The 25,141-nt window shown below is 69.3% G+C and carries 21 protein-coding genes; 4 read left to right on the top strand and 17 right to left on the bottom strand.

Annotation, left to right across the window (positions count from 1 at the left end; translation table 11 throughout):
- Nucleotides 1–40: 40 nt before the first annotated feature.
- The 5 genes from RKE50_RS13535 to RKE50_RS13515 form a co-directional block, all read right to left on the bottom strand.
- Entirely contained in the window at nucleotides 41–391 is a 351-nt protein-coding gene (locus RKE50_RS13535; protein ID WP_350037149.1) for a hypothetical protein, read from the bottom strand.
- A gap of 206 nt (nucleotides 392–597) precedes the next feature.
- Nucleotides 598–930, bottom strand: coding sequence for a DUF3240 family protein (locus tag RKE50_RS13530; protein WP_350037147.1), 333 nt, complete (start codon nucleotides 928–930; stop codon nucleotides 598–600).
- Nucleotides 923–3,994 carry an efflux RND transporter permease subunit gene (locus RKE50_RS13525; protein WP_350037145.1) on the bottom strand — a complete coding sequence of 1,024 codons (3,072 nt, stop codon included), beginning with the start codon at nucleotides 3,992–3,994 and terminating at the stop codon, nucleotides 923–925. Before RKE50_RS13525 ends, RKE50_RS13530 begins: the two co-directional genes overlap by 8 nt.
- Complete coding sequence (locus tag RKE50_RS13520) at nucleotides 3,991–5,001, bottom strand: efflux RND transporter periplasmic adaptor subunit (RefSeq protein WP_350037143.1); 1,011 nt, start codon at nucleotides 4,999–5,001, stop codon at nucleotides 3,991–3,993. The genes RKE50_RS13525 and RKE50_RS13520 overlap by 4 nt, the downstream gene beginning before the upstream one ends.
- Entirely contained in the window at nucleotides 5,001–6,182 is a 1,182-nt protein-coding gene (locus RKE50_RS13515) for a TolC family protein (protein ID WP_350037141.1), read from the bottom strand. The genes RKE50_RS13520 and RKE50_RS13515 overlap by 1 nt, the downstream gene beginning before the upstream one ends.
- A 128-nt stretch (nucleotides 6,183–6,310) precedes the next feature.
- On the opposite strand from RKE50_RS13515, the gene RKE50_RS13510 reads away from it, so the two are divergent.
- Entirely contained in the window at nucleotides 6,311–6,817 is a 507-nt protein-coding gene (locus RKE50_RS13510) for a helix-turn-helix transcriptional regulator (protein ID WP_350037139.1), read from the top strand.
- Here RKE50_RS13510 and RKE50_RS13505 read toward each other — a convergent pair.
- The gene (locus RKE50_RS13505; RefSeq protein ID WP_350037137.1) at nucleotides 6,810–8,228 is read right to left on the bottom strand and encodes a Y-family DNA polymerase; all 1,419 of its coding nucleotides are present in this window, start codon (nucleotides 8,226–8,228) and stop codon (nucleotides 6,810–6,812) included. The two genes, RKE50_RS13510 and RKE50_RS13505, sit on opposite strands and share 8 nt — an antisense overlap.
- Before the next feature lie 235 nt (nucleotides 8,229–8,463).
- Here RKE50_RS13505 and RKE50_RS13500 point away from each other — a divergent pair, with 235 nt between their 5' ends.
- Complete coding sequence (locus RKE50_RS13500; protein ID WP_350037135.1) at nucleotides 8,464–10,299, top strand: DUF885 domain-containing protein; 1,836 nt, start codon at nucleotides 8,464–8,466, stop codon at nucleotides 10,297–10,299.
- 64 nt (nucleotides 10,300–10,363) lie between these two features.
- Here the strand turns inward: RKE50_RS13500 and RKE50_RS13495 are convergent, their stop codons facing one another.
- The 11 genes from RKE50_RS13495 to miaB form a co-directional block, all read right to left on the bottom strand.
- The gene (locus RKE50_RS13495) at nucleotides 10,364–10,570 is read right to left on the bottom strand and encodes a DUF2788 domain-containing protein (RefSeq protein WP_350037133.1); all 207 of its coding nucleotides are present in this window, start codon (nucleotides 10,568–10,570) and stop codon (nucleotides 10,364–10,366) included.
- 153 nt (nucleotides 10,571–10,723) lie between these two features.
- Nucleotides 10,724–11,158 (bottom strand): OsmC family protein, encoded by a 435-nt coding sequence (locus tag RKE50_RS13490; RefSeq protein ID WP_350037131.1) that lies wholly within the window; start codon nucleotides 11,156–11,158, stop codon nucleotides 10,724–10,726.
- Between the two features lie 91 nt (nucleotides 11,159–11,249).
- A complete protein-coding gene (gene imuA, locus RKE50_RS13485) occupies nucleotides 11,250–11,978 on the bottom strand; it encodes a translesion DNA synthesis-associated protein ImuA (RefSeq protein WP_350037129.1) in 729 nt (242 codons plus the stop codon).
- Nucleotides 11,979–12,155: 177 nt separating this feature from the next.
- Nucleotides 12,156–13,175 carry a DNA polymerase III subunit delta gene (gene holA, locus RKE50_RS13480; protein WP_350037127.1) on the bottom strand — a complete coding sequence of 340 codons (1,020 nt, stop codon included), beginning with the start codon at nucleotides 13,173–13,175 and terminating at the stop codon, nucleotides 12,156–12,158.
- A complete protein-coding gene (locus RKE50_RS13475) occupies nucleotides 13,175–13,699 on the bottom strand; it encodes an LPS-assembly lipoprotein LptE (protein WP_350037125.1) in 525 nt (174 codons plus the stop codon). Before RKE50_RS13475 ends, holA begins: the two co-directional genes overlap by 1 nt.
- Complete coding sequence (leuS, locus tag RKE50_RS13470; RefSeq protein ID WP_350037123.1) at nucleotides 13,699–16,158, bottom strand: leucine--tRNA ligase; 2,460 nt, start codon at nucleotides 16,156–16,158, stop codon at nucleotides 13,699–13,701. The genes RKE50_RS13475 and leuS overlap by 1 nt, the downstream gene beginning before the upstream one ends.
- A gap of 121 nt (nucleotides 16,159–16,279) precedes the next feature.
- The gene (gene lnt, locus RKE50_RS13465) at nucleotides 16,280–17,818 is read right to left on the bottom strand and encodes an apolipoprotein N-acyltransferase (protein ID WP_350037121.1); all 1,539 of its coding nucleotides are present in this window, start codon (nucleotides 17,816–17,818) and stop codon (nucleotides 16,280–16,282) included.
- 2 nt (nucleotides 17,819–17,820) lie between these two features.
- A complete protein-coding gene (locus RKE50_RS13460) occupies nucleotides 17,821–18,666 on the bottom strand; it encodes a CorC family transporter (RefSeq protein WP_350037119.1) in 846 nt (281 codons plus the stop codon).
- Entirely contained in the window at nucleotides 18,659–19,144 is a 486-nt protein-coding gene (ybeY, locus tag RKE50_RS13455) for an rRNA maturation RNase YbeY (RefSeq protein WP_350037117.1), read from the bottom strand. Before ybeY ends, RKE50_RS13460 begins: the two co-directional genes overlap by 8 nt.
- Complete coding sequence (locus RKE50_RS13450) at nucleotides 19,141–20,175, bottom strand: PhoH family protein (RefSeq protein ID WP_350037115.1); 1,035 nt, start codon at nucleotides 20,173–20,175, stop codon at nucleotides 19,141–19,143. Before RKE50_RS13450 ends, ybeY begins: the two co-directional genes overlap by 4 nt.
- Before the next feature lie 62 nt (nucleotides 20,176–20,237).
- Nucleotides 20,238–21,590: a tRNA (N6-isopentenyl adenosine(37)-C2)-methylthiotransferase MiaB gene (miaB, locus tag RKE50_RS13445; protein ID WP_350037113.1), complete on the bottom strand. Its 1,353-nt coding sequence runs from the start codon at nucleotides 21,588–21,590 to the stop codon at nucleotides 20,238–20,240.
- A gap of 205 nt (nucleotides 21,591–21,795) precedes the next feature.
- Here miaB and RKE50_RS13440 point away from each other — a divergent pair, with 205 nt between their 5' ends.
- Both RKE50_RS13440 and lon read left to right on the top strand, forming a co-directional pair.
- Nucleotides 21,796–22,137, top strand: a complete 342-nt coding sequence (locus RKE50_RS13440; RefSeq protein WP_350037111.1) for a DUF1820 family protein — start codon at nucleotides 21,796–21,798, stop codon at nucleotides 22,135–22,137.
- Nucleotides 22,138–22,729: 592 nt separating this feature from the next.
- Nucleotides 22,730–25,141 carry an endopeptidase La gene (gene lon, locus RKE50_RS13435; RefSeq protein ID WP_350037109.1) on the top strand — a complete coding sequence of 804 codons (2,412 nt, stop codon included), beginning with the start codon at nucleotides 22,730–22,732 and terminating at the stop codon, nucleotides 25,139–25,141.

The raw sequence follows: 25,141 nt of genomic DNA, 5'->3' as shown, positions 1-25,141 counted from the left end.
CGGCACTACTGGCTAGCCAGAGGGCCGGGCGGCGGGGCGGTCAGATGGCGCCGTCGGAGCTCTCGATCAGCTGCCATTGACCGCGCTGGTTGTCGCGCTCGATGTAGCGGTACTTCACGGCGGCGCCGTGGGGCGCATCGGTGATGTCATCGGTACTCGGCGCCTTGAACTGGACGCGACGGCTGCGGTTGCTGCGACCCATGTCGCAGGGCGCCTCGTCGCCGGCCTCGGCGCTGCGGAACTTCACGTAGACATCCTGGCCGAGCTGGGCGGCCTTGCGCTTGTCGACGTTACCTTCGAGGATGCAATCCTGGGTGATTTCAGCGTGGGCGCTGCCGACAACGAGGGGCAGGGCCAGGGCGCCGAGGATGCTCAGTGTTTTCGTTTTCATGGTCAGACTCCTTCGCCTCACGGCGATAAATTCACGTCCCTGTAACATAACTGTCACGATGCCATGCTAGGCACTGCCTAAAACCCTACCCCGCGGCGGGGTAAAAGGCAAATTTGTAACCGTATTGTCATAAAATATTCATATTCCGGGTTTCCGGGAGCGCAGGGCCCTGCCCCGGTATCCCCGCAGGAAAGCCCGGGGCGGGTTCAGGAGGGGTCGGTGTCCTGCGCGGGTCCCCCCAGGTGACCCTCCGCGGTAACCGGTGACACCCAGTAGCGCAGCCGTTCGCGGCCACCGGCCGCCGACAGGCGATCGAGCAGGGGCTGCAGCGCCGTGGCCTCCACCAGCACCTCGAAGCGGTCGAACTCCCGGTACCCGGATACCTGCTCGGGGATGCTGAAGTGGCTGTGTTCACGGCTGAAGCCGAGGGCCGGCAGCAGGGTGAAGCCGGACAGCGCCTCCCAGCCCATCAGCACGTCGACGAAATCATCCCGGCGCTCCCGGGGCACCATGAGAACGAGGAGTCGGGGATCAGTCATGGCGCCGGGCCTCCGCAAACTGGTAGAACACCGGCAGCAGGTAAAGCGTGGTCAGGGTGGAGGTCAGCAGCCCCCCGATGACCACGATCGCCAGCGGCCGCTGGATTTCCGCCCCCGGCCCGCTGGCAAAGACCAGGGGCAGCAGGCCGAACATGGCGGTGGTCGCGGTCATGAGGATCGGCCGCAGCCGCTGCCCTGCGCCGCGCAGGATACGCTCCTCGAGGCCCAGGGCTGCGCTGCGCAGCTGTTCGAAGTAGCTCAGCATCACCACGCCGTTCAGCACGGCCACACCGAGCAGGGCGATGAGACCCACCGAGGCGGGGACGGACAGGTACTCGCCGCTCGCGAACAGCGCCATGATGCCGCCCATGAGAGCGAAGGGGATATTGCCCAGGATCAGGCCGGCCCGCACCAGGGAGCGGAAGGTCGTGAACAGGATGATCAGGATCAGCGCCAGGGCCACGGGGATCACCAGCAGCAGGTTGCGCATGGCGCGCTGCTGGTTCTCGAACTCGCCGCCGAAGGCGACGTTGTAGCCCGGGGGCAGCGGGGCGCGCTCGCGGAGCTGCGTGCGCAGCTCGTCGACGAAGCCGACGACGTCCCGGCCGGCGACATTCAGGGTAATGGAGCCGAAGCGGCGGCCCTGCTCGCGCTCGATGAGCAGCGGCCCCTCTTGGTAGCTGATGCTGGCAAGCGCGGCAAGCGGCGCGACGCTGCCGTCGGGCAGCACCACCGGCTGCTGCGCCAGCGCAGCCGGACTCGCAGGCCGGTCCGTCGCGCCGGCGGGGGCGGCGAAGACTACCGGTGTTCGCCGCCGGCCCTCGATGATCTCCGAGACGCCGAGGCCTTCCAGGCTCGCGCGCAGACGGTCGGCGAGGGCCTCCGTGTCAAGACCGTGCCGCGCTGCCACCTCACCGCGCACGCGAACCGCGAGGAACTTGCCGCCCTCGGTGACCGCGGCCTTTACATCCACGGCGCCCTCGATGTCCCGCGCGACCGCGGCGCTGCGCTCGACGAGGTCTGCGAGCGTGGCCAGGTCGTCGCCGAAGATCTTGATGGCCACATCGCCGCTCGAGCCCGTGAGCATCTCCGACACGCGCATCTGGATCGGCTGCGTGAAAGTGGTGTTGATGCCGGGAAAGCGCGCGAGCACGGTGCGGATGTTGTCCTCGATGGCGGCCTTGTCCGCCGCCTCCCACTCATCGCGCGGTGCCAGCTCCATGAAGATGTCTGTCTCGTTGAGGCCCATGGGGTCGAGGCCGAGTTCGTCGGAGCCGGTGCGCGCCACCAGCTGGCGGATTTCCGGAACGCCGGCGAGGAGCGCCGTCTCGATCTGCCTGTCGAGGTCCACGGAGGCCGCCAGGGTGATGGTCGGTGACTTCTCCAGCTGGACGATGATGTCACCCTCGTCCATCACCGGCATGAAGGTCTTGCCGACGATTGCGGCGAGCACCGCGCTGATGACCAGCAGCACCGCGAGCACTGCAGCAAGGGGCGCGGGCCGCGCGAGCACCCGGCGCAGGGTGGTCGTATAGAGCACCTGCAGCCGCTGGATGAAACGCGGGATCGTCGCCGACTCCGCCGAGAGCATCAGCGAGGCGAGAATGGGCACGATGGTGAGGGACAGGACCAGCGCCGCCAGCATGGCGTAGACGATGGTCAGGGCCACCGGCGTGAACAGTTTGCCTTCCAGCCCCGTGAGGGTCAGGAGCGGCGAGAACACGATCAGCACGATCACGGTGCCGGATACGACCGGCGTGGCGACTTCCCTGGTCGCGCGGTAGATCACGTGCAGCCGCGGCAGCGGCGCGCGCTCTGCGAGCCGCGTGACGGTGTTTTCCACCACCACGACGGAGGAATCCACGATCATGCCGATGGCGATGACCAGCCCGCCAAGGCTCATGAGGTTGGCAGACAGCCCCGTCATGGCCATGAGCAGGAAGGTCACCAGCGCAGCCAGCGGCAGCGACAGGGACACGACCAGGGCCGCGCGCAGGTTGCCGAGGAACAGGGCCAGCAGGCCGATCACCAGCAGCACCGCCTGCACCAGGGCGCTGGTGATGGTGCCGATGGCCGTGTCGATCAGTCGCGCGCGGTCGTAGAACACGTTCAGCGTCGTGCCCGGGGGCATGCTCCGCTCCAGCTCGGCGAGCTTTGCCTTCACGCCCTCGACCACGGCGCCCGTGTTCGAATCCTTGAGCGCAATGACCAGCGCCTCGGCGGTCTCCTCGCCGTCCCGGGTCACCGCGCCGTAGCGCGCGAGATGGCCGATCTCCACCCGGGCCAGGTCCTCAAGGCGGTAGAAGTCACCGGAGGGCGCGGGCACGGGGACGGCGGCGAGATCCGTGGCGTCTAGCAGGCGGCCCTCGGTGCGCACCACCAGCACATCGTTGCCCTGGCTGATCCGTCCGGCGCCGACGTTGCGGTTGTTGTTCTCGATGGCGCGGCGCAGGTCCTCGAGACCGAGGCCGAGCTGCGCCAGCCGGTTGCTGTCCGGGGTGACCTGGTAGCTGCGCGCGTAGCCGCCGAGGATGTTCACGTCCGCCACGCCGGCGACGGTGCGCAGCACGGGACGGATCTCCCAGTCGAGGAGCTGGCGCTTCTCCATGAGGTCCAGGTCCGGGTTCTCCAGGGTGAACATGAACATCTCCGAAAGCGGGGTGCTCATGGGGGCAACGCCGCCCTCGACGGTAGCGGGGAGCCGGTCGCGGACGTTGGTCAGGCGCTCGTTCACCTGCTGCCGGGCCCAGTAGATGTCGGTGCCTTCGACGAAGTCGAGGGTGATCGCGGTGATCGCGTATTTCGTGGTCGAGCGCAGCATGGCCTGGCGCGGAATGCCCAGGAGCTCGGTCTCGATCGGGTAGGTCACCCGCCGCTCGATCTCCTCCGCGGTCATGCCGGGGGCTTTCAGGATCACCTTGACCTGGGTCGGGGCGATATCGGGGAAGGCGTCGATGGGCAGCTGCAGCCAGGCGCGCAGACCGAGGCCGGTCACCGCCAGGGCGAGGACGGCGACGAAGAGGCGCTGGGTGAGCGAGAAGCGGACGATCGCGGGCAGCATCATTCACTCCCCAGGCCGAGGAGAATGCCCTGCGCCGCGCTTACCGAGGCGACGAGTACCTCGCTCTCCGACAGCGCCGGGTCCCGTTCGACCGCGTAGCCGCCGGCCGTGTCGCCGAGCACGGTGACCGGCCGGGCGTGCAGCCGCTCGCCGTCGCGCACGAAGACATGGGCTTCGCGCTGCCACTGGAACAGTGCTGCCCTCGGGACGACCAGCGCAGCGGCCGTGTAGCGCGGGTTGATGCTGAGCACCGTGCCCGGGGTCCAGCGGCAGTTCCCGTTCAGCGGTTCGCTCCAGGCCGCCACGAAGAAGCCGTCAGCGGCCCGGTCGATGCTGGCGATGGCGAGGGTGCAGTCGCCGACGGCGAGGTCCCGGAGGCTCTCCGCCCGGTCGACGGGGACTTCGACCTGTACACGCAGGGCATCGTCGGGCACTACCGAGAACAGGACCTCCTGCTCGCCGCGCGCCGGGCTGCGTGAATCGAAGTGGAGTATCCCGTCGATGGGCGCACCCACGAGGAGCGCGTCCGGGTTGTCATCGGGCAGCAGCAACTCGCCGAAATGACGCATGTGCTCGTACTCGAGGCTGAGCTCGAGGAAGCTGTCCTGGATCGCCGCCCAGCGTTCGGCTGGAAGGGCGCCGTCCACATAGAGGGGCCGGTTGCGCTTGTAGCGGGCCTCTGCGAGGGCGTGCCGCTCGGTGACGGCCTCGAACTCGAGTTCCCAGTGATGGATCTCCGGCCCCTCGAGGTGCACCACCGGGTCGCCGGCGGCGACGTGCTGACCGGGCACGGCAGTGAAGGTCGCCCGGTGGGCGGTGCGGGGCAGCAGCACCCGGTAGTCCTCGCCGCCCCGGGCTCGGACGACGCCGCGGAGCGGGGCGCCGGGGACCCGGTCGATCGCGGTCGCCGGCGCAAAGCGCAGGTCGAGGTCCCCGAGGGCGGCGAGGGGCACGTCCTGGGCGCGGGTCAGCCCGGCGACACAGAGAAGCAGGAACAGGGTGATGCGCATCAGGGGGTCCTCCCGGCGGCCTGGCGCAGGCGCGCCGCGTTGCGCCCGATCAGGGCTTCGGTCCGCGCCAGGGCGGCGCGGGTGTCCAGTACGTCCAGCAGCCGTTGCAGGCGCAGCTCCGCCTCGATCTCGTTGCTGGCTTCCAGGGCGGTGACCTGGGCCTCGATGCGGTCCGCCAGCACGGCCGCCTCGCCCAGCAACGCCCGGCGCCGGTCGAGATGCCTTGCCTCGGCGCGGAGCGTGTCCCACTCCCGGCGCAGCGACAGCCAGAGCTGGTCCCGGGCGATGAGGTAGTCGCGCCGGGCCGCGTTCTGCTGGCTGCGGTTGCTGCTGCTCTGGGTGCCGAGGAAGTTCAGGGGCATCTCCACGGCGAGGCCGTACTGGTCTTCCGTGAACTGCGGCCCTTCGAACTCGCGGGCGATGAGAGAGACGTTCCAGTTCGCCGTGGCCGGGGCGGACAGGGCGAGCTGGGTCGTCTCCTGCGCGCGGGCGGCCTCGAGGCGGCGCAGCGCCGGGTGGCCCTGCCAGTCCGGGGCCGTCGGTAGCGGGCCGGCCTCGGCGAGGTCCGCGGGCAGGCTCGCCAGGCCCGTGAGGGCCTGGAAGAGCGTTTCCTCCCGGGCGAGGGCCCGTTCCGCCTCGTCCACCGCGAGTTCCGCGTCGACCAGGGTGCGCGCGGTGATGAGCGCCGTGTAACGGGGGATCACGCCGCTGTCAGCGAGGCGGCCCAGGCGGTCGTTCAACCCGGCGAGCAGGCTGCGGCGCTTGCGCGCCGCGGCGAGGTCGAGGGCCGCCAGGCGGTGGGTCCAGGCCGCCTCGCGCACCTGGCCGGCGTAGAGCCAGCGCCGGTAGGCGGCTGCGGCCTCGGCGTAGTCATTCGCCTGCGCTTCCAGTTCGCCGTCGAGGCGCCGGCGCGCGCCGGACTTGATCGGCAGGTTCAGGCTCACCTCCGCCTCGTCGGTGCCCAGCGGCTCCTGGCTGTCGACATAGCTGGCAGAGAAGGTCGGCACGCCGGACAGCCAGCTGCTGGCCGCGGGGAGTTCCGTGTCGTCGAGCGGGCCGGCGCGCTCCAGGGCGCCGGCGAGGGCGTCCTCCAGGGTGGCGGCAGCAGCCGGGTCGGCGGCGAGCAGGAAGGCAACGAAGAGGCAGGGCCGTGGCATCGATCGGTATACTTCTCGTAACATGGGGGCGGTCCGTGGCTGTCTATGCCAGCCTAGGCCCATACCCGCACGGGTAACATCCGGCAAGTGCCCTCTCGGCTGTTCTGGGGCATATGTCCCATGAGGCTAAGTGCCTGTTGTCCGGAGAAAAAATGAAAGATCTTCTGATTGCCCTGCTGCTCGGGGTCATCGTGCTGCTGAAACTGGTCGATGTGCTCGCCGATATGGACATGGACTTGCCCGTCGCCCACCTGGCCCAGGAATGGACCCTGCTGCTTCTCTCGCTTTTCGGGTGTGTTTACCTGATCGGCGAGTTTCGGCGGCGTACCCGGGAGCAGCGGCAACTCGCTGCCTCGCTCAGCCTCTCTAAGGAGCGGCTGGCGTCCCTTGATGCGGAGCTGCGCGAGGCCCGGCATCGCCATGGTGAGGCGGTGCTCCGCCAGTTCGCGAGCTGGCAGTTGACCCGCAGCGAGCAGGAGGTGGCCATGCTGCTGCTCAAGGGACTGAGCCTCCGGGAGATCGCCGCTGTGCGCGACACCCGCGAGAAGACCGTGCGTCAGCAGGCCTCGAGCATCTACGCGAAGTCGGGCCTCGAGGGCCGGCATGCCCTGGCGGCCTGGTTCCTCGAAGATGTGCTGTTTACGCAGCCTGCTAGCTAAAAACGCCCTGCAGGTACCAGCGGTCCCGGCGCCGGTCCCGGAAGACCCAGTAGCGGCCGCCGTCCCGTCCCTCGGCGACGAAGTAGTCGCGGCTCACGGGTGCCTCCCACCAGTTGTCCTCGATGCGCTCCGGCCCGTGCAGCAGTACCAGGCGGCCGTGGCCGTGGAGGCTGCCGTCGTCGCCGGCGCGCAGCGGCACGGGCTCCGGCATGAGCCAGAAGGGGCGCAGGGTGCCGCAGGCCGCCTCGCCGGTCGCGGCGGGCTCGGGGCTGGTTGCCGCGGCCAGTTCCGGGAGATGCTCGCTGCGGCAGGCGAGGTGGCGGATGGCCTGCTGCCCGAGGCGGTTGCGCAGCCGGTCGCGGAGGCTGGCCAGGGGCTCCGCCCCGGCCTCGGCAAAGAGGTCGCCCCCGCCGGGGGTGGCCGGCGCCAGCTCGTCGCAGCTCAGCACCAGGGTCTCCGCGCCCCCGGCCAGCGGGTAGCGCTCCAGGCGCGTGCGGGTGAGCCCGGCCCAGGTCGCCGCGTCGCCGGTTTCCGCGCTGGCGCGCACCGTGAGCGCCTGGCGCTGCCCGCGGGCGTCGATGAAATGCCAGTGCAGGGTGCCGGTCTGCTGCTGCGTATTGCGCAGGAAGGCGACCAGGGCGTCCAGCAGGTGGCGGATCGCCGGCTGCAGCTCTTCGCTGCCGGTCACCTCGTAACCGAAGCGGTGCCGGGCGCGAAAGCGCAGCGGCGGCCGGAAATCCGGCGGGCGGTCATGGGCACGGCCGATTACCTGCTGCAGCAGGGTTACGGCCTCGCGGCCGCAGCGCCGCCCGAGGGCCCGCTCCGGCAGGGCGAGGACATCGCCGAGGCGCGCGAGGCCGGCCTCCTCCAGGGCCCCGAGCGCCGGCAGCAGGACAGCCAGGCGGGCAAGGGGCAGCGGCGCCAGGCGTTCCGCGAGGGGCTGCTCGATGGCGCTGGCCGCCGGCTCCCCGGCGAAGCTCAGCAGCCAGGCCGCCTTCGGTGTCGGTGCGAGGCCGCGGCGGCAGCTGAGGGCACGTTGCGCGAGGCCCCGGTCAACGCTGGCGAGGAGCGCGGCGATGCCCCCGAACAGGCGCAGGCAGCCGCCGATCTCGAGGAGCAGGCAGTCTTCGCGCCAGCGGTGCAGGCTGGGGGTGATGCCGTAGGCCCAGCAGCACAGCTCTTCCAGGCTGCCGGCCTCCCGGTCCGGGTCCCGGGCCAGGAGCTGCAGCTCGTCGCCGGCGAGGGCCCGGGCCGTGGCGACACCCTGGCCCGGCGCCAGCCCCAGGGCGGCGGCGGCATCGTTGACCTGCAGCAGCCGCTGCCGTTCCACGAGCGCGAGCGGGCGCTCCCCGCTGCCGTCCTGGCACTCCAGGGCCAGCCGCGGAAAGTGCAGGCACAGCCACAGGGTCATGGCTGCACCACGGTGCGCTGCGGACGAGGGGAAAACTCGGCCAGCTTACGATAAATACTGTACATGCATACAGTATCTTCGTGCCCCCCGCGCCTGTCCAGCGCTATGCTCCCCTGGGGAGGCGTTGGCAATCCGGTTCCCGCTGGTTCATCATGCGCGCCCTTGGCGGCGCTTCCGCCGCATTGCCTTTCACGCCCAGCCAGTTCTTCACGCACAGCCAGTAAAGGAGCATCCCGTGTTTCGAGCCTTTCGCCTGCCGCTGGCCTTTCTTCTCGCCGCCGGCCTCCTGGCCTGCAGCCAGGACGGCGGCCCGGCGGCTTCCAGCGCCCCCGACGACAGCGGCGAAGCCGTTGTTTCCGACTTTCGCGCCTTCCTCGACGAGGCCTATGCCGAGGACATGGCGCGCTTCCCGCTGACCGCGACCTACCGCGGCATCAAGACCTGGAATGACCAGTGGAACCCTGTTTCGGAGGCCTTCCAGGACGAGACCCGCGCCATCAACGAGCGCCGCCTTGCCCGGCTGCAGACCTTCGACCGCGACGAGCTGCCGGCGGACGAGCAGCTGTCCTGGGACCTCTACCGGCTCAACCTCGAGCGCCTGCTGGCCCGGGACGCCTTCCGCCACCACGACTTCGTCATCACCCAGTTCCGCGGGCCGCACACGCAGGTACCGAGCGTGCTCATCAATATCCACCGGGTACAGAGCCAGGCAGACGCCGAAGACTATATCGGCCGCCTGAATCGCGTCGGCGACTACTTCGACCAGGTGATCGCCCAGCTCGAGATCCGCACGGAGAAGGGGCTCACCCTCGCCGACTGGCAGTACCCCAAGATCGTGCAGTCGGCGCGCAACGTGATCACCGGCGCGCCCTACGACGACAGCGGCGAGGACTCCACGCTGTGGGCGGACTTCCAGGACAAGGTCGCCGGGCTGGCCCTCGACGGGGAGACCCGCGACCGGCTCCTCGCGGAGGCACGCACGGCGCTGGTGGAGGTCGTCGAGCCCGCCTACGAGCGGCTCATCGCGGCTGTGGAGGCGCAGGCGAAGAACGCGGCCGAGGCCGACGGCATCTGGCGCTTCCCCCGGGCCGAAGATTACTACGCCACGCGCCTGAACTGGTACACGACCACGGAGCTCGGCGCCGACGAAATCCACGAGATCGGCCTGGCCGAGGTTTCGCGCATCCACGGCGAGATGCGCGCCATCATGGACGTGGTCGGCTTCGAGGGCAGCCTGCAGGACTTTTTCGCGTTCATGCGCACGGACGAGCAGTTCTACTACCCGAACACGGACGCCGGCCGTGCCGATTACCTGGCCGAGGCCCGGCGCAGCATCGACGCCATGCGTAAGCGCCTGCCCGAATACTTCGGCTTGCTGCCGGAGGCGGAGATCGTGGTCAAGCGGGTCGAGGCCTTCCGCGAGCAGTCCGCGGGCAAGGCTTTCTACCAGGCGCCGCCGAAGGACGGTTCCCGCCCGGGCATCTACTACGCCAACCTCTACGACATGGCGAACATGCCCACCTACCAGCTGCAGGCCCTGGCCTTCCACGAGGGCATTCCCGGGCACCACATGCAGCGCGCCATCACCGTGGCGCTGGAGGATATCCCAGAGTTCCAGAAATACGCGAGCTTCACTGCCTATACCGAGGGCTGGGGCCTCTACTCCGAGGAACTGGCGAAAGACATGGGCTTCTACGAGGACCCGTACTCGGACTTCGGCCGCTTGGCCATGGAGCTCTGGCGCGCCTGCCGCCTGGTGGTCGATACCGGCATCCACAGCAAGCGCTGGAGCCGCGAGGAGGCGATCGACTACCTCCTCGAGAACACGCCGAACCCGGAGGGTGACGCGGTGAAGGCCATCGAGCGCTATATCGCCATGCCCGGCCAGGCCACGGCCTACATGATCGGCAAGCTGAAGATCATGGAGCTGCGCGAGGAAGCGCGCCGCGCCCTGGGCGAGGATTTCGATATCCGCGCCTTCCACGACGAGGTACTGAAGGACGGCCCGGTGCCGCTGTCGATCCTGGAGCGGAAAATCGAGCGCCTGGTGTCGGCGGCGCAGGCGGGCTGACAGCCATCCGCGGGCGCGCGGCCCCTGGCCGTGCGCTCGTCTCCCGGCGTGGCCCGGTCCCGGGCTAGATCCCGCCGTGTTCCATCAGGTAGGTGATCGCGCCCTTGATCAGGAAGCCGACGATGCCCATGGCGAGGGCCAGGAACAGCACGAAGGTCCCGAAGCGACCGGCGTCGCTGCGCCGTGCCAGGTCCCAGACGATGAACACCATGAACAGCATCAGGCCGCCGACGCCGAGCGTTACGCCGTAGTCTGAGAGCCATTGGTCCATGGATGGGTCCGTCTTGCGAAGGGGGGCGGAGTCTAACGGACTTCCTGCCGGGGACAAAGTTCCAGCCCGGCCCTGCGTTGCCCGGGGCCGGCCTTGCCGGGCGATCAAGACCCCCCGCTCCCGCACAGGGCGGGGAGCGGGGGGATGAGGGGCTTAGTCGCTCACGACCTCGGTGGTGAGGGCGGTGCTGGCCGTCATGGAGTTGGTGATGAGGCAGGCCTGTTCGGCCTTGTGCAGCAGGCGGTCGGCTTTTTCCGGGTCGGTGTCGGCGGGGATGCGCAGGGTGGCGCTGACCTGGACCTCGGTGAAGCGGGTGACGCGCTCGACGCGGTCGAGGGTGCCGGTCGCGGTGCACTCGATGTCGGTCCACTCGAGCTTCGAGGCGCGGGCGATGGCGCGGAAGCTGAGGATGAAGCAGTCGGCGACGGCGGCCATGAGCAGGGACTCGGGGGACCAGCGGTCGCCGGGGCCGCCGAACTCGGCCGGCGCGGCGGTGACGATTTCCGGGAGGTCCGGGGCCCGGACCAGCACGTTGTCATCGGCGCCGGCGCTGGCGGAAACGGTGTAGTGGTGGGGTAGCTCTTGCATGGGGTGCCTCCCTGGCTGCAGGTGAATGGGCTACGGGTGAATGCGGCGAGGTTATACCCCATGGTGCCATGCCCCGCCACCTGGTGCGACGCTATGCCACGGGGGCGGCGGTGCTCGCTGCCGCCGGCGTGAAGGCCGGCAGTTCCCACAGCTGCGGCTGGCCGGGCACGTCGTCGCTGGCCGGCAGGGAGACATCGATGCCCTGGCGGCCACCGCGCTGCTTGAGGAGGTGCACCTGGCGATAGGCCGGGAGCTGCAGTCGGAGGGGTGCCGGTGCGTGCTGCTGGGCTGCCGTGGTGGCCCGGAACAGGACCGCTAGGCTGTCGCCGGCGGTGGCCGCCAGCTGCAGCTTGCGCAGCTCCGCGTAGCGGTAGTCACCGGCGCCGAGCCAGCTGAAGACCGCGCTGCAGGTGGGGCTGCGCAGGGCCTGCTCGGTGCTCCAGAGCAGGTCTTCGCGGCTGCGCGGGTGCACCAGCAGTACCTGTTGCGTGTCGATGCCGCGGGCGGCGAGCAGCGGCGCATAGGGTGTGCAGGGCGGGGCGATGAAGACCTGCCAGCGGCCGCGGCTGCTCAGCCGCTCCATGGCCGGGAGGAACAGGCCCATGGCCCCGAGGCCGTTGGCGTCGCTGAGCAGCTCGACGGTGTTGCCCAGGGGCCAGCCATTGTGGACCAGGGCGCCGTCGAGGGCGGCGTAGCCCGTGGCCAGGGTATCCCGGCCGTGGTGGTCGCTGTTCGCCGGCGCGCCGCCGAAGAGCGGCTGGCCGTCACGGCCGAGCCAGGTGTCGCGGCGACGGACGACTTCCCGCAGTGCATCGTTCATGGTGTGCTCTCCCGGTACGAATACTGTATGTCTGTACAGTAGTCGCCGTCGCCGGGGAGCGCAAGCTGGCCGGGAATAACCTGCCCGAAAAGGCGACAGGTGGTCGTGGGGGCGGTCCCTGCGGGCCCTTCCGCGCAGGCCGGCCTCGCTGGCCCGGGTCGCGCCGACGCGCCGCTCCTAGGCGGCTGCGTACTGCGGGGCCGCGATGTGGAGGAGCAGCTGCTCCAGGGCGAGCCAGGGGTCGCCGGGACCGTAGCCCTTGGCGGCGGCATCCGCGGCCAGGGCCAGGGAGAGGGCCGTGGCGGAACTGGCCGGGTCGTGGCGGCCGAGCGCCGCCTGCAGCAGGCCCATGCGCGACTTCCAGACCCGCCGCGCGGCCAGCGCCTGCTGCGGCCGCTGGCCGCCGGCGACATCGCGCACCAGGTCATCGAGCAGGCACACCTCGCGGCTGGTGGCCCAGCAGGCCACCGCCGGCTCGATACCTTCGCCGCGCAGCCCCGTCAGCATGCGCAGGGCGTGGGCCGTGTCGCCGGCCAGGGCGGCGTCGATGGTCGCGAAGAGGTTGTAGCGGGCGTTGTCGAGGACGCTGTCGGTGACCGAGTCCAGGGTGACGTGGTCCGTGCCCAGGAGCTTGAGCTTCTCGATCTCCTGCAGCGCCGCGAGGAGGTTGCCCTCGACGCGGTCGGCGAGCAGGGCCAGGGCGTCGCGGTCAATGCGCATGCCGGCGCCGCGGATGCGCCGCTCGAGCCAGCCCGGCAGCTCCCGCGGGCGCACGGGCCACACCTGTACCGTGCCGCCGGCGCGGTCGATGGCCTTGTACCACTTGCTGTTCGCGGCGCTCTTGTCGAGCTTGCCGGCCACGATCAGCAGGCGGTCGCCGGGGTCGGCGAGCTCCAGGTACTCGCAGAGCGCCTTGCTGCCCTCGGTACCGGGCTTGCCGCCCGGCAGCCGCAGCTCTACCAGCTTGTGTTCCGCGAACAGCGACAGGTTGGCGGCGCAGTCGCGCAGCGCCTGCCAGTCGAAGTCGCGGCCGTCGGCGTCGAGCACCTGCCGCTCGCTGCAGCCGCCGGCGCGGGCAGCGGCCCGCAGCTGATCGGCGCATTCCTGCACCAGGAGCGGCTCGTCGCCGCTGACGAGGTAGACGGGCAGCACCGACTGCGCGAGATGGGCCGGGAGCTGCTCCGGGGTGATGCGCATCAGCTGCTGCTGGCGGCGAAAAAGGCGATCCGGCGGATGATCTGCTGCGCCAGTTCCCCGCGCATCTCGTCGCGGAGGATGCGGACCTCCTCCGCCTTGCCCACCACGTTACGCGGGTCGTTCTCCATCTGCTTGGCGACCTGGGCCGTTTCCGGGCCCATGACCAGGGCGCCCCGCTCGTCGCGCACCGAGAAGGTGGCGCGCAGCGTCAGCTCGAACTCCGCGGCCCGGGCCTCGGCGTTGATGGAGAGGTTGCGCTGGGCGAAGCGCTCGGGCCCCAGCTCGAGGCGGTGCGTCGCCTCGCCGAGGTCCACCCAGCGGATGCCGCTGGCCGTGAAGCGCGCGCGCAGCACCCGGGTGAACTCGCTGTTCGGGCTTGCCGCCTGCAGGTGCATGGCCTGCCAGCTGTCCGGCAGCGCGGTGCCCCCGCCGGTGCCGCGCAGGTGGAAGCCGCAGCCGGTCGCCAGCGCCACGAGCAGCGTGACCAGCGGGATGGCGGCAAGCCGTGGCAGCAGCGCGGCCATCAGCCGACCACGATATTGACGAGCTTGCCGGGCACCACGATCACCTTGCGCACGGTCTTGCCCTCGAGGAAGCGCTGGGCGTTGGGCTGCGCGAGGGCTTGTGCCTCGGCGCCGGCCTTGTCGATGGCTGCCGGCACCGACATCTTCGCGCGTACCTTGCCGTTCACCTGGACCACCATCTCGATACTGTCGCGCGCGAGGGCGCTTTCGTCCACCGTGGGCCAGGGCGCCCAGGTCACGTCGTCCTCGTGCCCCAGGGCGCGCCAGAGGTGGTGGCAGGCGTGGGGCACGACCGGGCAGAGCAGGCGCACGGCGGCGTCCAGGCCCTCGCGGAGCACCGCGCGGGCCTGCGGGTCAGCGGTGTCGAGGCGGCCGAGCTCGTTGCACAGCTCCATCACCGCGGCGATGGCCGTATTGAAGGTCTGCCGGCGGCCGTAGTCGTCGCTGACCTTGGCGATGGTTTCGTGCACCTTGCGCCGCGCATCGCGGGCCGCGTCGCCGAGGGCGGCCGGGTCCAGGGCGGGGACGGGGCCTGCGGCGAGGTGCTCGGCGACCATGCGCCAGAGCCGCTTCAGGAAGCGGTGCGCGCCCTCCACGGCGGAGTCGGACCACTCCAGGGACTGGTCCGGCGGGGCCGCGAACATGCTGAACAGGCGCACGGTGTCGGCGCCGTAACGCTCGATGAGCGCGGTCGGGTCCACGGTGTTGCCCTTGGACTTCGACATCTTGGCGCCGTCCTTGAGCACCATGCCCTGGGTGAGCAGCCGCTGGAAGGGCTCGTCCGAGTCCACCAGGCCCTCGTCGCGCATGAGCTTGTGGAAGAAACGCGCGTAGAGCAGGTGCAGGATGGCGTGCTCGATGCCGCCCACGTACTGGTCCACGGGCAGCCAGTAGTTGGCGCGCGCGCTGTCGAGCATGCCCGCCTCGTAGTCGGGGCAGGTGAAGCGGGCGTAGTACCAGGACGACTCCATGAAGGTATCGAAGGTGTCCGTTTCGCGCTCGACGACCCGGCCGTCGAGCTCGAACCTGCGCCACTCGGGGTCGGCCTTCAGTGGCGAGGTGACGCCGTCCATGACCACGTCCTCGGGCAGCAGCGCCGGCAGCCGGTCCGCCGGGATCGGAATTTCGCCCCCGTCGGGCAGGTTGAGCATGGGGATCGGCGCGCCCCAGTAGCGCTGCCGGGAGACGCCCCAGTCGCGGAGCCGGAACTGCGTGGTGACCCGGCCCGCGTCGCGCTCGGCGAGGGCCGCGGCGATGGCGTCGAAGGCGTCCTCGAAGGGCAGGCCGTCGAAGTCGCCGGAGTGAGTGAGGCGGCCGTGCTCCGTGTACGCGGCCTCACTGACATCGGCCGGTGCGTCGCTGTCGTCGCAGATGACCACGGTCATCGGCAGGTCGTAGCGCCGCGCGAACTCCCAGTCACGCTGGTCGTGCGCCGGCACGGCCATGACCGCGCCGGAGCCGTAGTCCATGAGCACGTAGTTGGCGACCCACACCGGGATTTCCTCGCCGGTGAGCGGGTGCCGGGCGGTGAGCCCCGTGTCCATGCCGCGCTTCTCCGCCTGCGCCGTCTCTGCCTCGGAAACGCCGCTCTTGCGGCATTCCTCGATGAAGGCCGCCAGCGCCGGGTCGTCCGCCGCCAGGGCCTGGCTGATCCGGTGTTCGGGCGCAAGGCTCAGGTAGGTCACGCCGAACAGCGTGTCCGGGCGGGTCGTGTAGACCTCGATGCGCGCCTCGCCAGCCACGGTCTCATCGAGGGTGAACGCCAGCTCCACGCCGCGGCTCTTGCCGATCCAGTTGCGCTGCATGGTGCGCACCTGCTCGGGCCAGCCGTCGAGCCGGTCGAGCCACTCGAGCAGTTCGTCGGCGTAGGCGGTGATGCGCAGGAACCACTGCGGGATCTCCCGGCGCTCCACCAGCGCGCCGGAGCGCCAGCCGCGGCCGTCGATGACCTGTTCATTGGCGAGCACGGTCTGGTCCACCGGGTCCCAGTTGACCGTGGCCATCTTCTTGTAGACCAGGCCCTTCTCGTACAGGCGCGTGAAGAACCACTGCTCCCAGCGGTAGTACTCGGGCCGGCAGGTGGCGAGCTCGCGCTGCCAGTCGAAGCTGAAGCCCAGCGCCTTGAGCTGGCTGCGCATGTGGTCGATGTTGCTGTAGGTCCAGGCCGCCGGTGCGGTCTGGTTGGCGATGGCGGCGTTCTCCGCCGGCAGCCCGAAGGCGTCCCAGCCCATGGGGTGGAGGACATTCCTGCCCTGCATGCGCTGGTAGCGCGCGATCACGTCGCTGATGGTGTAGTTGCGCACGTGACCCATGTGCAGCTTGCCGCTGGGGTAGGGGAACATGGCCAGGCAGTAGAACTTCTCGCGCGCGCGGTCTTCGCTGGCGGCAAAGCTTCCCTGTTCCTCCCAGTAGGCCTGGGCCGCCGCCTCCAGTGCCTGCGGGTCGTAGTGTTCGTCCATGGATCGATTCTGGTTCCGTTGCGTCAGGTCGTCGGGCAAGGGCCCGGCTCCGCGCTGCCGCGGGAATGCGTGCGCGAAGAAGAAGCGGGATGGTATCAATATTCCGCGGTAGCGGCGACGCTCAGCGGCCCTCGCGCCAGAACAGCCGGTAGGCCAGCGTCATCAGCAGCAGCAGGAGCGTACAGCCGCCGATCACCGGCGCCGTGCCGAAGCTGGTGAAGGGCGTGTGGCCGAGCATGGCGCGGGCGTCGCCGACCAGCGTGGCCTCCTCGAACTGCCCGGTGCGCGCCCGCACCCGCCCGCGGTGGTCGATGATGGCGGTCACCCCGTTGTTGGTGCCGCGCAACAGGTAGCGGCCATTCTCCAGCGCGCGCATGCGCGCCATCTCGAGGTGCTGCAGCGGGCCGATGGAGGCTCCGAACCAGGTGTCGTTGCTGATGGTGACGAGCAGGTCGGCGTTGCGGGAGCCGCTCGCCACCAGCCCCGGGTAGACGATCTCGTAGCAGATGAAGGGCGCGGCGCGGTAGCTGCCGGCACGCAGCGGCTCCTGGCCGGCGGGGCCGCGGCTGAAGTTCGACATGGGCAGGTCGAAGAAGGCGATCAGGCCGCGCAGCCACTGCTCCAGGGGCACGTACTCGCCGAAAGGCACCAGCCGCTGCTTGTGGTAGAGCCCGGAGCCCTGGCCGAGGGCAACGATGCTGTTGTGGAAGACGCCGGCTTGCGACGCCGTCGGGATGCCGGTGATCAGGGTGCTGTCGGCGAGGCGGGCGCGGCGCTCGATGGGTTCCAGGAAGGGGCGCACGTTGCGGTAGAGGCGCGGGATGGCCGATTCGGGCCAGATAACGAGGTCGTGCTCAAGCTGCGGCCCGATGGCCGCCTCGTACTGGCGCAGGATATCCGGGTAGTAGCGCGGGTCCCACTTCCTCTCCAGCGGAATGTTCGGCTGGTAGAGGGCGACGGAGAGCGGCAGCTCGCTCGCCGGCGCCACCCACTCGACCCGCGCCAGCTGCCGGCCGCCGCCCCAGAGCACGACGAGGATGGCAGCGTAGATCGCCAGCGCCGCGGGCCGGCGGCTGCGCCAGGCGAGGAACAGGCAGCTGGCGGTGAGCGCCACGGCAAAGGAGATGCCGTAGACACCGGCCACCGGCGCCCAGCCGGCGAGCCAGCTGTCGAGGTGGCCGTAGCCGAGGTAGAGCCAGGGGAAGCCCGTGAGCAGCCAGCTGCGCAGCCACTCGAACAGCACCCAGAGAGCCGGGAAGCCGAGCAGCATGCCGCCGGGGAGGGGGCGGATCCACGCCGCGTAGGCGGCCGCAAAGGCCGCCGGCAGCAGCGCGAGGCCGGCGCAGAAGATCACCGTGAGGAACAGCGCGAGGGGAACGGGCGCGGCGCCGTAGACGTGGATGCTGACGTAGACCCAGGACGCGCCGGTACCGAAGAGCCCCGCGCCGAAGAGCCAGCCGCGCCAGGCCGCCCGGCGCGGGCCGCAGGTGCACAGGCTGTAGCCGAACAGCGCGGCGCCGGCGATGCCCGCGGGCCACAGGCCGAAGGGTGCGAAGGACAGGGTGAGCAGCGCGCCGGCGACCGGCATGAGCGCGCTCATCCAGCGCGCCGGCTCGCGGGTGCTGCTGCCGGCTTCCCCGCTGCCGGGGGCGCGGGCCACGCTCAGTCGTCCACGGGCCGCATGCGCAGGCTGTGGATCTTGCGCTGGTCTGCGTTGATGATCTTGAACTCGAAATTGCCCACCCGGGTCGTTTCGTTGCGCGCCGGCATGTGACCGAAGGCGTGGATGACGAGGCCGCCGATGGTGTCGAACTCCTCGTCGCTGAAGCGCGCCTCGAAGTACTCGTTGAAGTCTTCGATGGGCGTCAGCGCCTTGATGAAGTAATCCTCGTCGCCGATGCGGCGGATGAACTGGTCTTCCTCGACGTCGGTCTCGTCCTCGATCTCGCCGACGATCTCCTCGAGCACGTCCTCGATGGTCACCAGCCCCGCGACGCCGCCGTACTCGTCGATGACGATGGCCATGTGGTTGCGGTTCTGGCGGAACTCGCGCAGGAGCACGTTGAGGCGCTTGCTCTCGGGCACCACCACGGTCGGCCGCAGCAGGTCGCGGATGTCGAATGCGTCGGTCTCCTTGCGCAGGATCTGCGGCAGCAGGTCCTTGACCAGCAGGATGCCGAGCACGTCGTCGGGGTTGTCGCCGATGACCGGGTAGCGGGAGTGCGCGGAGCGGATGATCTGCGGCAGGATCTCCTCGAGGCTGCTCTCGGCCTTGATCACCGCCATCTGCGCGCGCGGGATCATGATGTCCCGGGCCTGCATGTCGCTGACCTGCATGGCGCCCTCGATGATGCTGCGGGCGTCCTCGTCGATCACCTCGTTCTCGGCGGCGACACTGAGCACGTCTTCGAGGTCGCGCCGGCTGCGCGGTTCCGAGGAGAACAGCTGGCCGATCTTGTTGAGCCAGGAACGTTCGTCGCCGTCCTGGCCGTTGCGGTCGTCACTCACAGTGCAGGGATTCCTCCGCGGCTTCGCTGCCGTAGGGACAGGGCAGCCCGAGGCTGCCCAGAATGTCGGTTTCGAGGGCCTCCATGGCGGCGGCCTCGGCCGGCGCCTGGTGGTCGTAGCCGAGCAGGTGCAGCGTGCCGTGCACGGCGAGGTGCGCCCAGTGGGCGCTGGTGGTCTTGCCCTGCTCGCGGGCCTCCCGCTCGACGAGGGGCGCGCAGAGCACCAGGTCGCCGAGGAGCGGCAGCCCGAGGCCCGGGGGCAGGTCGGCGGGGAAGGACAGGACGTTGGTCGGGCCGCTGCGGCCCCGGAAACGCTTGTTCAGCGCCGCCATCTCGGCCTCGTCGACCACGCGCAGGGCGATCTCGGCGTCTCCTTCGCGGCCGGCGCCGGCGAGGGCGGCGCCGACCCAGCGCTTGAACTCTTCCTCCCCGGGCACGGACGCCTCACAGGCCTTGAGTACCTCGAGGTCGAGCGTCATGATCGGCGGCTGTTTTCCAGGGTGGTGGCGCGGTCGTCGTGCTCGTCGTAGGCCTCGACGATGCGCTGTACCAGCGGGTGGCGCACCACGTCGCGGTTGGCGAACCAGGTAAAGCCGATGCCGTCGACGCCCTGGAGAATCTGCGCCACGTGGGTGAGGCCCGACTGGGCGCCGCGGGGCAGGTCGATCTGCGTGGCGTCGCCGGTGATCACCGCCGTGGAGCCGAAGCCGATGCGGGTGAGGAACATCTTCATCTGCTCGCGGGTGGTGTTCTGCGCCTCGTCGAGAATGATAAAGGAGCCGTTCAGCGTGCGGCCGCGCATGAACGCGAGCGGCGCCACCTCGATGATGCTGCGCTCGATGTACTTGTTCACGGTCTCGAAGCCGAGCATCTCGTAGAGCGCGTCGTAGAGCGGGCGCAGGTAGGGGTCGATCTTCTGCGCCAGGTCGCCGGGCAGGTAGCCGAGCTTCTCGCCGGCCTCCACGGCGGGGCGCACGAGGAGGATGCGCCGCACCCGCTCCTCGAGCAGCGCCTCCACGGCGCAGGCCACGGCCAGGTAGGTCTTGCCCGTGCCCGCGGGCCCGATGCCGAAGTTCACGTCGCAGTGCTTGATGCTGCGCACGTAGCCCTGCTGGTTCCTGCCCCGGGGCTTGATCGAGCCGCGGCGCGTGCGGATCACCTGCAGCGGTTCCACGGCCGTGCCGTCGGCGGCCTCCCGCGCCGCCTCCGCCCGCGCCTCCAGGCCCGCCTGCTGCAGCTGCAGGTGCAGGGACTCGGGGGTGAGCGCCACGCCCTGGCAGACCTCGGCATAGAGGTGCTCGAGCAGGTCGGCGGCAGTCTGCGCCGCCGCCTCGGGGCCGGTGACGAGAAACGTGTTGCCGCGGGAGGCGATGCGCACGCCCAGCCGGCCCTCGACCTGGCGCAGGTGCGCGTCGAGCTGGCCACAGAGCATGGCCAGGTGGCGGGCGTCGTCGGGTTCCAGGGTGAGGCTGAGTTCTACCGCCTCGCTGTGTGGGTTGTCGTCGGTCAAAATGTCGGGTGCGGCGGATGCCGGTGCATGAGTAAGAGAGAATAACGGGGATTTGCGGGCCGTCAACCTGCGGAAACGGCCGCCGGCGCGGGCGCCAGGGTGCCGCGCAGGGAGTTCGGCAGGGCTTCCTCGATGCGCACCTCGACGAATTCGCCGATCAGCGCCTGGTCGGTGCAGGCGAAGTTGACCACGCGGTTGTTCTCCGTGCGGCCCTGCAGCTGCCCCGGATCCTTCTTCGAGACACCGCTGACCAGGATCGTCTGCGTGCTGCCGACCATGCGCCGGCTGATCGCCTGCGCCTCCTGGTTTATGCGTGCCTGCAGGATGTGCAGCCGCCGCTTCTTGGTGTCTTCGTCCGTGTCGTCGGGCAGCTCGGCCGCCGGCGTACCGGGCCGGGCGCTGTAGACGAAGCTGAAGGAGGTGTCGAAGCCGATGTCCTCCACCAGCTTCATGGTAGCCGCGAAGTCCGCCTCGGTCTCGCCGGGGAAGCCGATGATGAAATCGGAGGAGATGCTGATGTCCGGGCGCAGCTTGCGCAGCCGGCGGATTTTCGACTTGTACTCGAGAACCGTGTGGCCGCGCTTCATGGCTGCGAGCACGCGGTCGGAGCCGCTCTGCACCGGCAGGTGCAGGTGGTCCACCAGCGCCGGGATCTCGGCGTAGCAGTCGATCAGCGCATCGGAGAACTCCACCGGGTGCGAAGTGGTATAGCGGATGCGGTCGATGCCCGGCACCTGCGCCACGAAGTGCAGCAGCTCGGCGAAGTCGACGATCTCGCCGAGGTGGTTCTCGCCGCGGTACGCATTCACGTTCTGGCCGAGCAGGGTAACTTCGCGCACGCCGCCCCCGGCGAGCTGGCTGACCTCGAGGATGATGTCGTCCAGCGGCCGCGATACTTCCTCGCCGCGGGTATAGGGGACGACGCAGAAGGTGCAGTACTTGCTGCAGCCCTCCATGATGGATACGAAGGCCGTCGGCCCCTCGACCCGCGGCTCCGGCAGCCGGTCGAACTTCTCGATCTCCGGGAAGCTGACGTCCACTACGAGGGTGCCGCCGGGCCCGCGCTGTTCCATCATCTCGGGCAGCCGGTGCAGCGTCTGCGGCCCGAACACGAGGTCCACGTAGGGCGCACGCTTGCCGATCTCGGCGCCTTCCTGGCTGGCCACGCAGCCGCCGACACCGATCACGAGGTCCGGGTTTTTCTCTTTCAGGTGCTTCCAGCGGCCGAGCTGGTGGAACACTTTCTCCTGCGCTTTCTCGCGGATGGAGCAGGTGTTCAGGAGCAGCACGTCGGCCTCTTCCGGGTCGTCCGTGGGCACGAGGCCGTGGCTCTCGCGCAGCAGGTCCTGCATACGCGCGGAGTCGTACTCGTTCATCTGGCAGCCATGTGTCTTGACGTACAGTTTCCTGGCCACGTCCAATCTCCGGGCGATGCCCTGTGCTCCTGTGGATGAAAAGGGCGCGCATTATACCGGCGCAGCCCGCCCAAACCTAGGGTCGATGGCTTTTGCGTTTTTTGGTGGTACCATGGCCGGCCGCCCGCGCGGCGGGCCCTGTCACAGCCCACCCGGCTTTCAGCACACTAACAGCACGCAACCAGCGAAGAACCAACGCAATAACATGGCGCAGCAACCGGTCTACAAGGTCATCTTCCAGAACGGCAACGAGGTCGTCGAGGTCTACGCCCGGCAGATTTATCAGAGTGACCTGTGGGGTTTCATCGAGATCGAGGAGTTTGTTTTCGGCGAGCGTTCGCAGGTGCTGGTGGACCCGAGCGAGGAGAAGCTCAAGAACGCCTTCAGCGGGGTCAAGCGCAGTTACATCCCCCTCCACTCGGTGATCCGCATCGACGAGGTCGACAAGGAGGGCACCGGCAAGATCTCCGAGGCCAAACCCCGCGGCAACGTCGCCGCCTTCCCTTTCCCCCCGAACCATCCCGGGCAGCACGGGCCAGAGGAGTAGGACGTTTCTCTTTCGGCCCCTTTGTAGTGGCGCTCTCATAGCCTGAAGGCCCTATTGTGGTGCTTCGTAGCCCGGGACCGCCGCGGGAAAAGGGGTTCCGGGATAGGAATTCTGTCCGCTGTCGTGGCGACTTCGTAGTTCGGAGCCGCCGCGGGGGAGGGCCCTCGGGATACGCAAAAAGCGCCATCCATGGCAGCTCGGCCGCGGCCGTCCCTGGCCGCGGACGATCCCGAGGGCCCTCCCCCGCACCGTCTCCTAACGGCGTAGCCAGCGAACGGCCTCACAGTTGACACGGCGCCGATCTATGCGCCTGCGGTAGCGGCGTGGCGGGAGGGGGTGTCCCGGACCGTGCGAGGCATGGATGCCGAGCCCGAGCCGCCATGGATGGCGAATTGGCGTGTCCGGGACACCCCCTCCCGCCGCGACGCGGCAATGTGGCACCACTGAGCGTGGAAGTGGTGCCACTGGTCACCTACCTGTCGCGACGCGACAACGTGGCACCTCCCGAGTCAGCGGGCTCCACAAGCGCTCGAAGCTTGAATATGCGCAAAAAAGCCCCCACATCCTGAGCTTTCGGCGATTGGATGGCGGCATGAACGACGAGCAGGGAGCGAAGGCGGGGCAGGGGAGCCAGGCGGCGCCGGCGGTGGCCGATGAAGTGCTGCCGGATACCATCTACCTGATGCCCGTGCCGAACCGGCCGTTCTTTCCCGGGCAGGTCCAGCCCGTGGCGATCAACCCCGAGGAGTGGGGCGAGACGCTGAAGGCCGTGGGCCGGAGCGGGAGTGGCGTGGTCGGGCTGGCGTTCGTGCCCGGGGTGGCGCCGGGGGATGTCGAGCAGCGGCAGTTCCCGGAGCTCGGGTGCGCGGTCCGGCTGCACAAGCCGCAGTCCATGGCCGAGAACCCGGCCCACTTCCTGGCGCAGGGGCTCAAGCGCTTCCGAATCGTGCGCTGGCTCACCGACGGGGCGCCGTGGCTGGTGCAGGTGGAGTACCCGCGCAGCCAGGGGGACCGGGAGAGCGACGAGATCAAGGCCTATGCCATGGCCCTGATCAAGGCGATCAAGGAACTCTTGCCGCTGAACCCGCTGTACAGCGAAGAGCTCAAGCAGTACCTCGCCAACTTCAACCCGAACCAGCCGAGCCTGCTCGCGGACTTTTCCGCAGCGCTGACTACGGCGTCGGGGGAAGATCTGCAGGAAATCCTCGAGACCCTGCCGCTGCAGTCGCGCATGGAGAAAGTGCTGGGGCTGCTCCGGCGGGAGCGCGAGGTGGCGGAGCTGCAGGGCAGGATCAGCGAGCAGGTCAACGAGAAGGTCTCGAAGCAGCAGCGGGAGTTTTTCCTGCGCGAGCAGCTCAAGGTCATCCAGAAAGAGCTCGGCATTTCCAAGGATGACCGCACTTCCGATGCGGAGCTGTTCCGCGAGCGGCTGGCCGCGCTGTCACCGCCTGCGCCGGTGGCGCAGCGCATCGAGGACGAGCTGCACAAGCTGGGGGTGCTCGAGACCGGGTCGCCGGAGTACGGCGTGACCCGCAACTACCTCGACTGGGCGACCAGCGTGCCCTGGGGGGTGTATTCCGAGGACCAGCTGGACCTCGGCCACGCGCAGCAGGTGCTCGATGCGGAGCACGACGGCCTCGACGATGTGAAGGCGCGTATCCTCGAGTTCCTCGCCGTGGGCGCCTTCCGCGGTCGCATCGCTGGCTCCATCCTGCTGCTGGTGGGTCCGCCGGGGGTGGGCAAGACCAGCATCGGCCGCTCCGTCGCCGAGGCGCTGGGGCGGGAGTTCTACCGCTTCAGCCTGGGCGGCATGCGCGACGAGGCGGAGATCAAGGGGCACCGGCGCACCTACATCGGCGCCATGCCCGGCAAGTTCGTGCAGGCGCTGAAGGAAGTGAAGGTCGCCAACCCGGTGATCATGCTCGACGAGATCGACAAGATCGGCGCCTCCTACCAGGGCGACCCTGCCTCGGCGCTGCTCGAGGTGCTGGACCCGGAGCAGAACGCGGCTTTCCTCGACCATTACCTGGACCTGCGCGTCGACCTTTCGCAGGTGCTGTTCATCTGCACCGCGAACCAGCTCGATACCATCCCCGGGCCGCTCCTGGACCGCATGGAAGTGCTGCGCCTCGCCGGCTACGTGGCGGAGGAGAAGCTTGCTATCGCGAAGCATCACCTGTGGCCGAAGCAGCTCGAGCGCCACGGCCTGCCGCCGGAGCAGCTGAAGATCAATGACGCCGCGCTGAAGTACGTGATCGAGTCCTACTGCCGCGAGGCGGGGGTGCGCAACCTGGAGAAGCAGCTCGCCCGCATCATGCGCAAGAGTATCCGCAAGCTCATGGACGACGATCGCAACGCGAAGCTGCGCGTGGGCAAGAAGGATATCGAGGAGCTGCTCGGCAAGCCGCTGTACACGCAGGAGCGCCCGCAGCGCGGCGTCGGTGTGGCGACGGGGCTGGCCTGGACGGCCATGGGCGGGGCGACGCTGGCGATCGAGTCGTCGCAGGTACACACGCTCAATCGCGGCTTCAAGCTCACCGGCAAGCTCGGTGACGTGATGAAGGAGTCGGCGGAGATCGCCTATAGCTACGTCGTCGCCCACCTCAAGGACTACGGCTGCGACCGGGACTTTTTCGACATGGCCATGGTGCACCTGCACGTACCGGAAGGGGCGACGCCCAAGGACGGCCCAAGTGCGGGCATCACCATGGCGACGGCGCTGGTGTCACTGGCGCGCCGCGAGCGGATCCGGCGCCCGCTGGCCATGACCGGCGAGCTCACGCTCACCGGGCAGGTGCTGGCGGTGGGCGGTATTCGCGAGAAGATCATCGCCGCGCGGCGCAGCCGCATCTTCGAGGTGATCCTGCCGCAGGCAAACAAGCGCGATTACGAGGAACTGCCGGATTACCTGCGCGAGGGCATGACCGCCCACTTCGCGCGCAGCTTCCGCGAGGTGTTCGAGTACGTGTTCTCCGGGCACCGCCGGGACGGTGCCCTGCACTGA

This window comes from Pseudohaliea sp. (assembly GCF_040217025.1).
Taxonomy (GTDB): Bacteria; Pseudomonadota; Gammaproteobacteria; order Pseudomonadales; family Halieaceae; genus Pseudohaliea.
The sequence above is the reverse complement of the archived record's forward strand: the minus strand, read 5'-3'. Positions and strand labels throughout refer to the sequence as shown.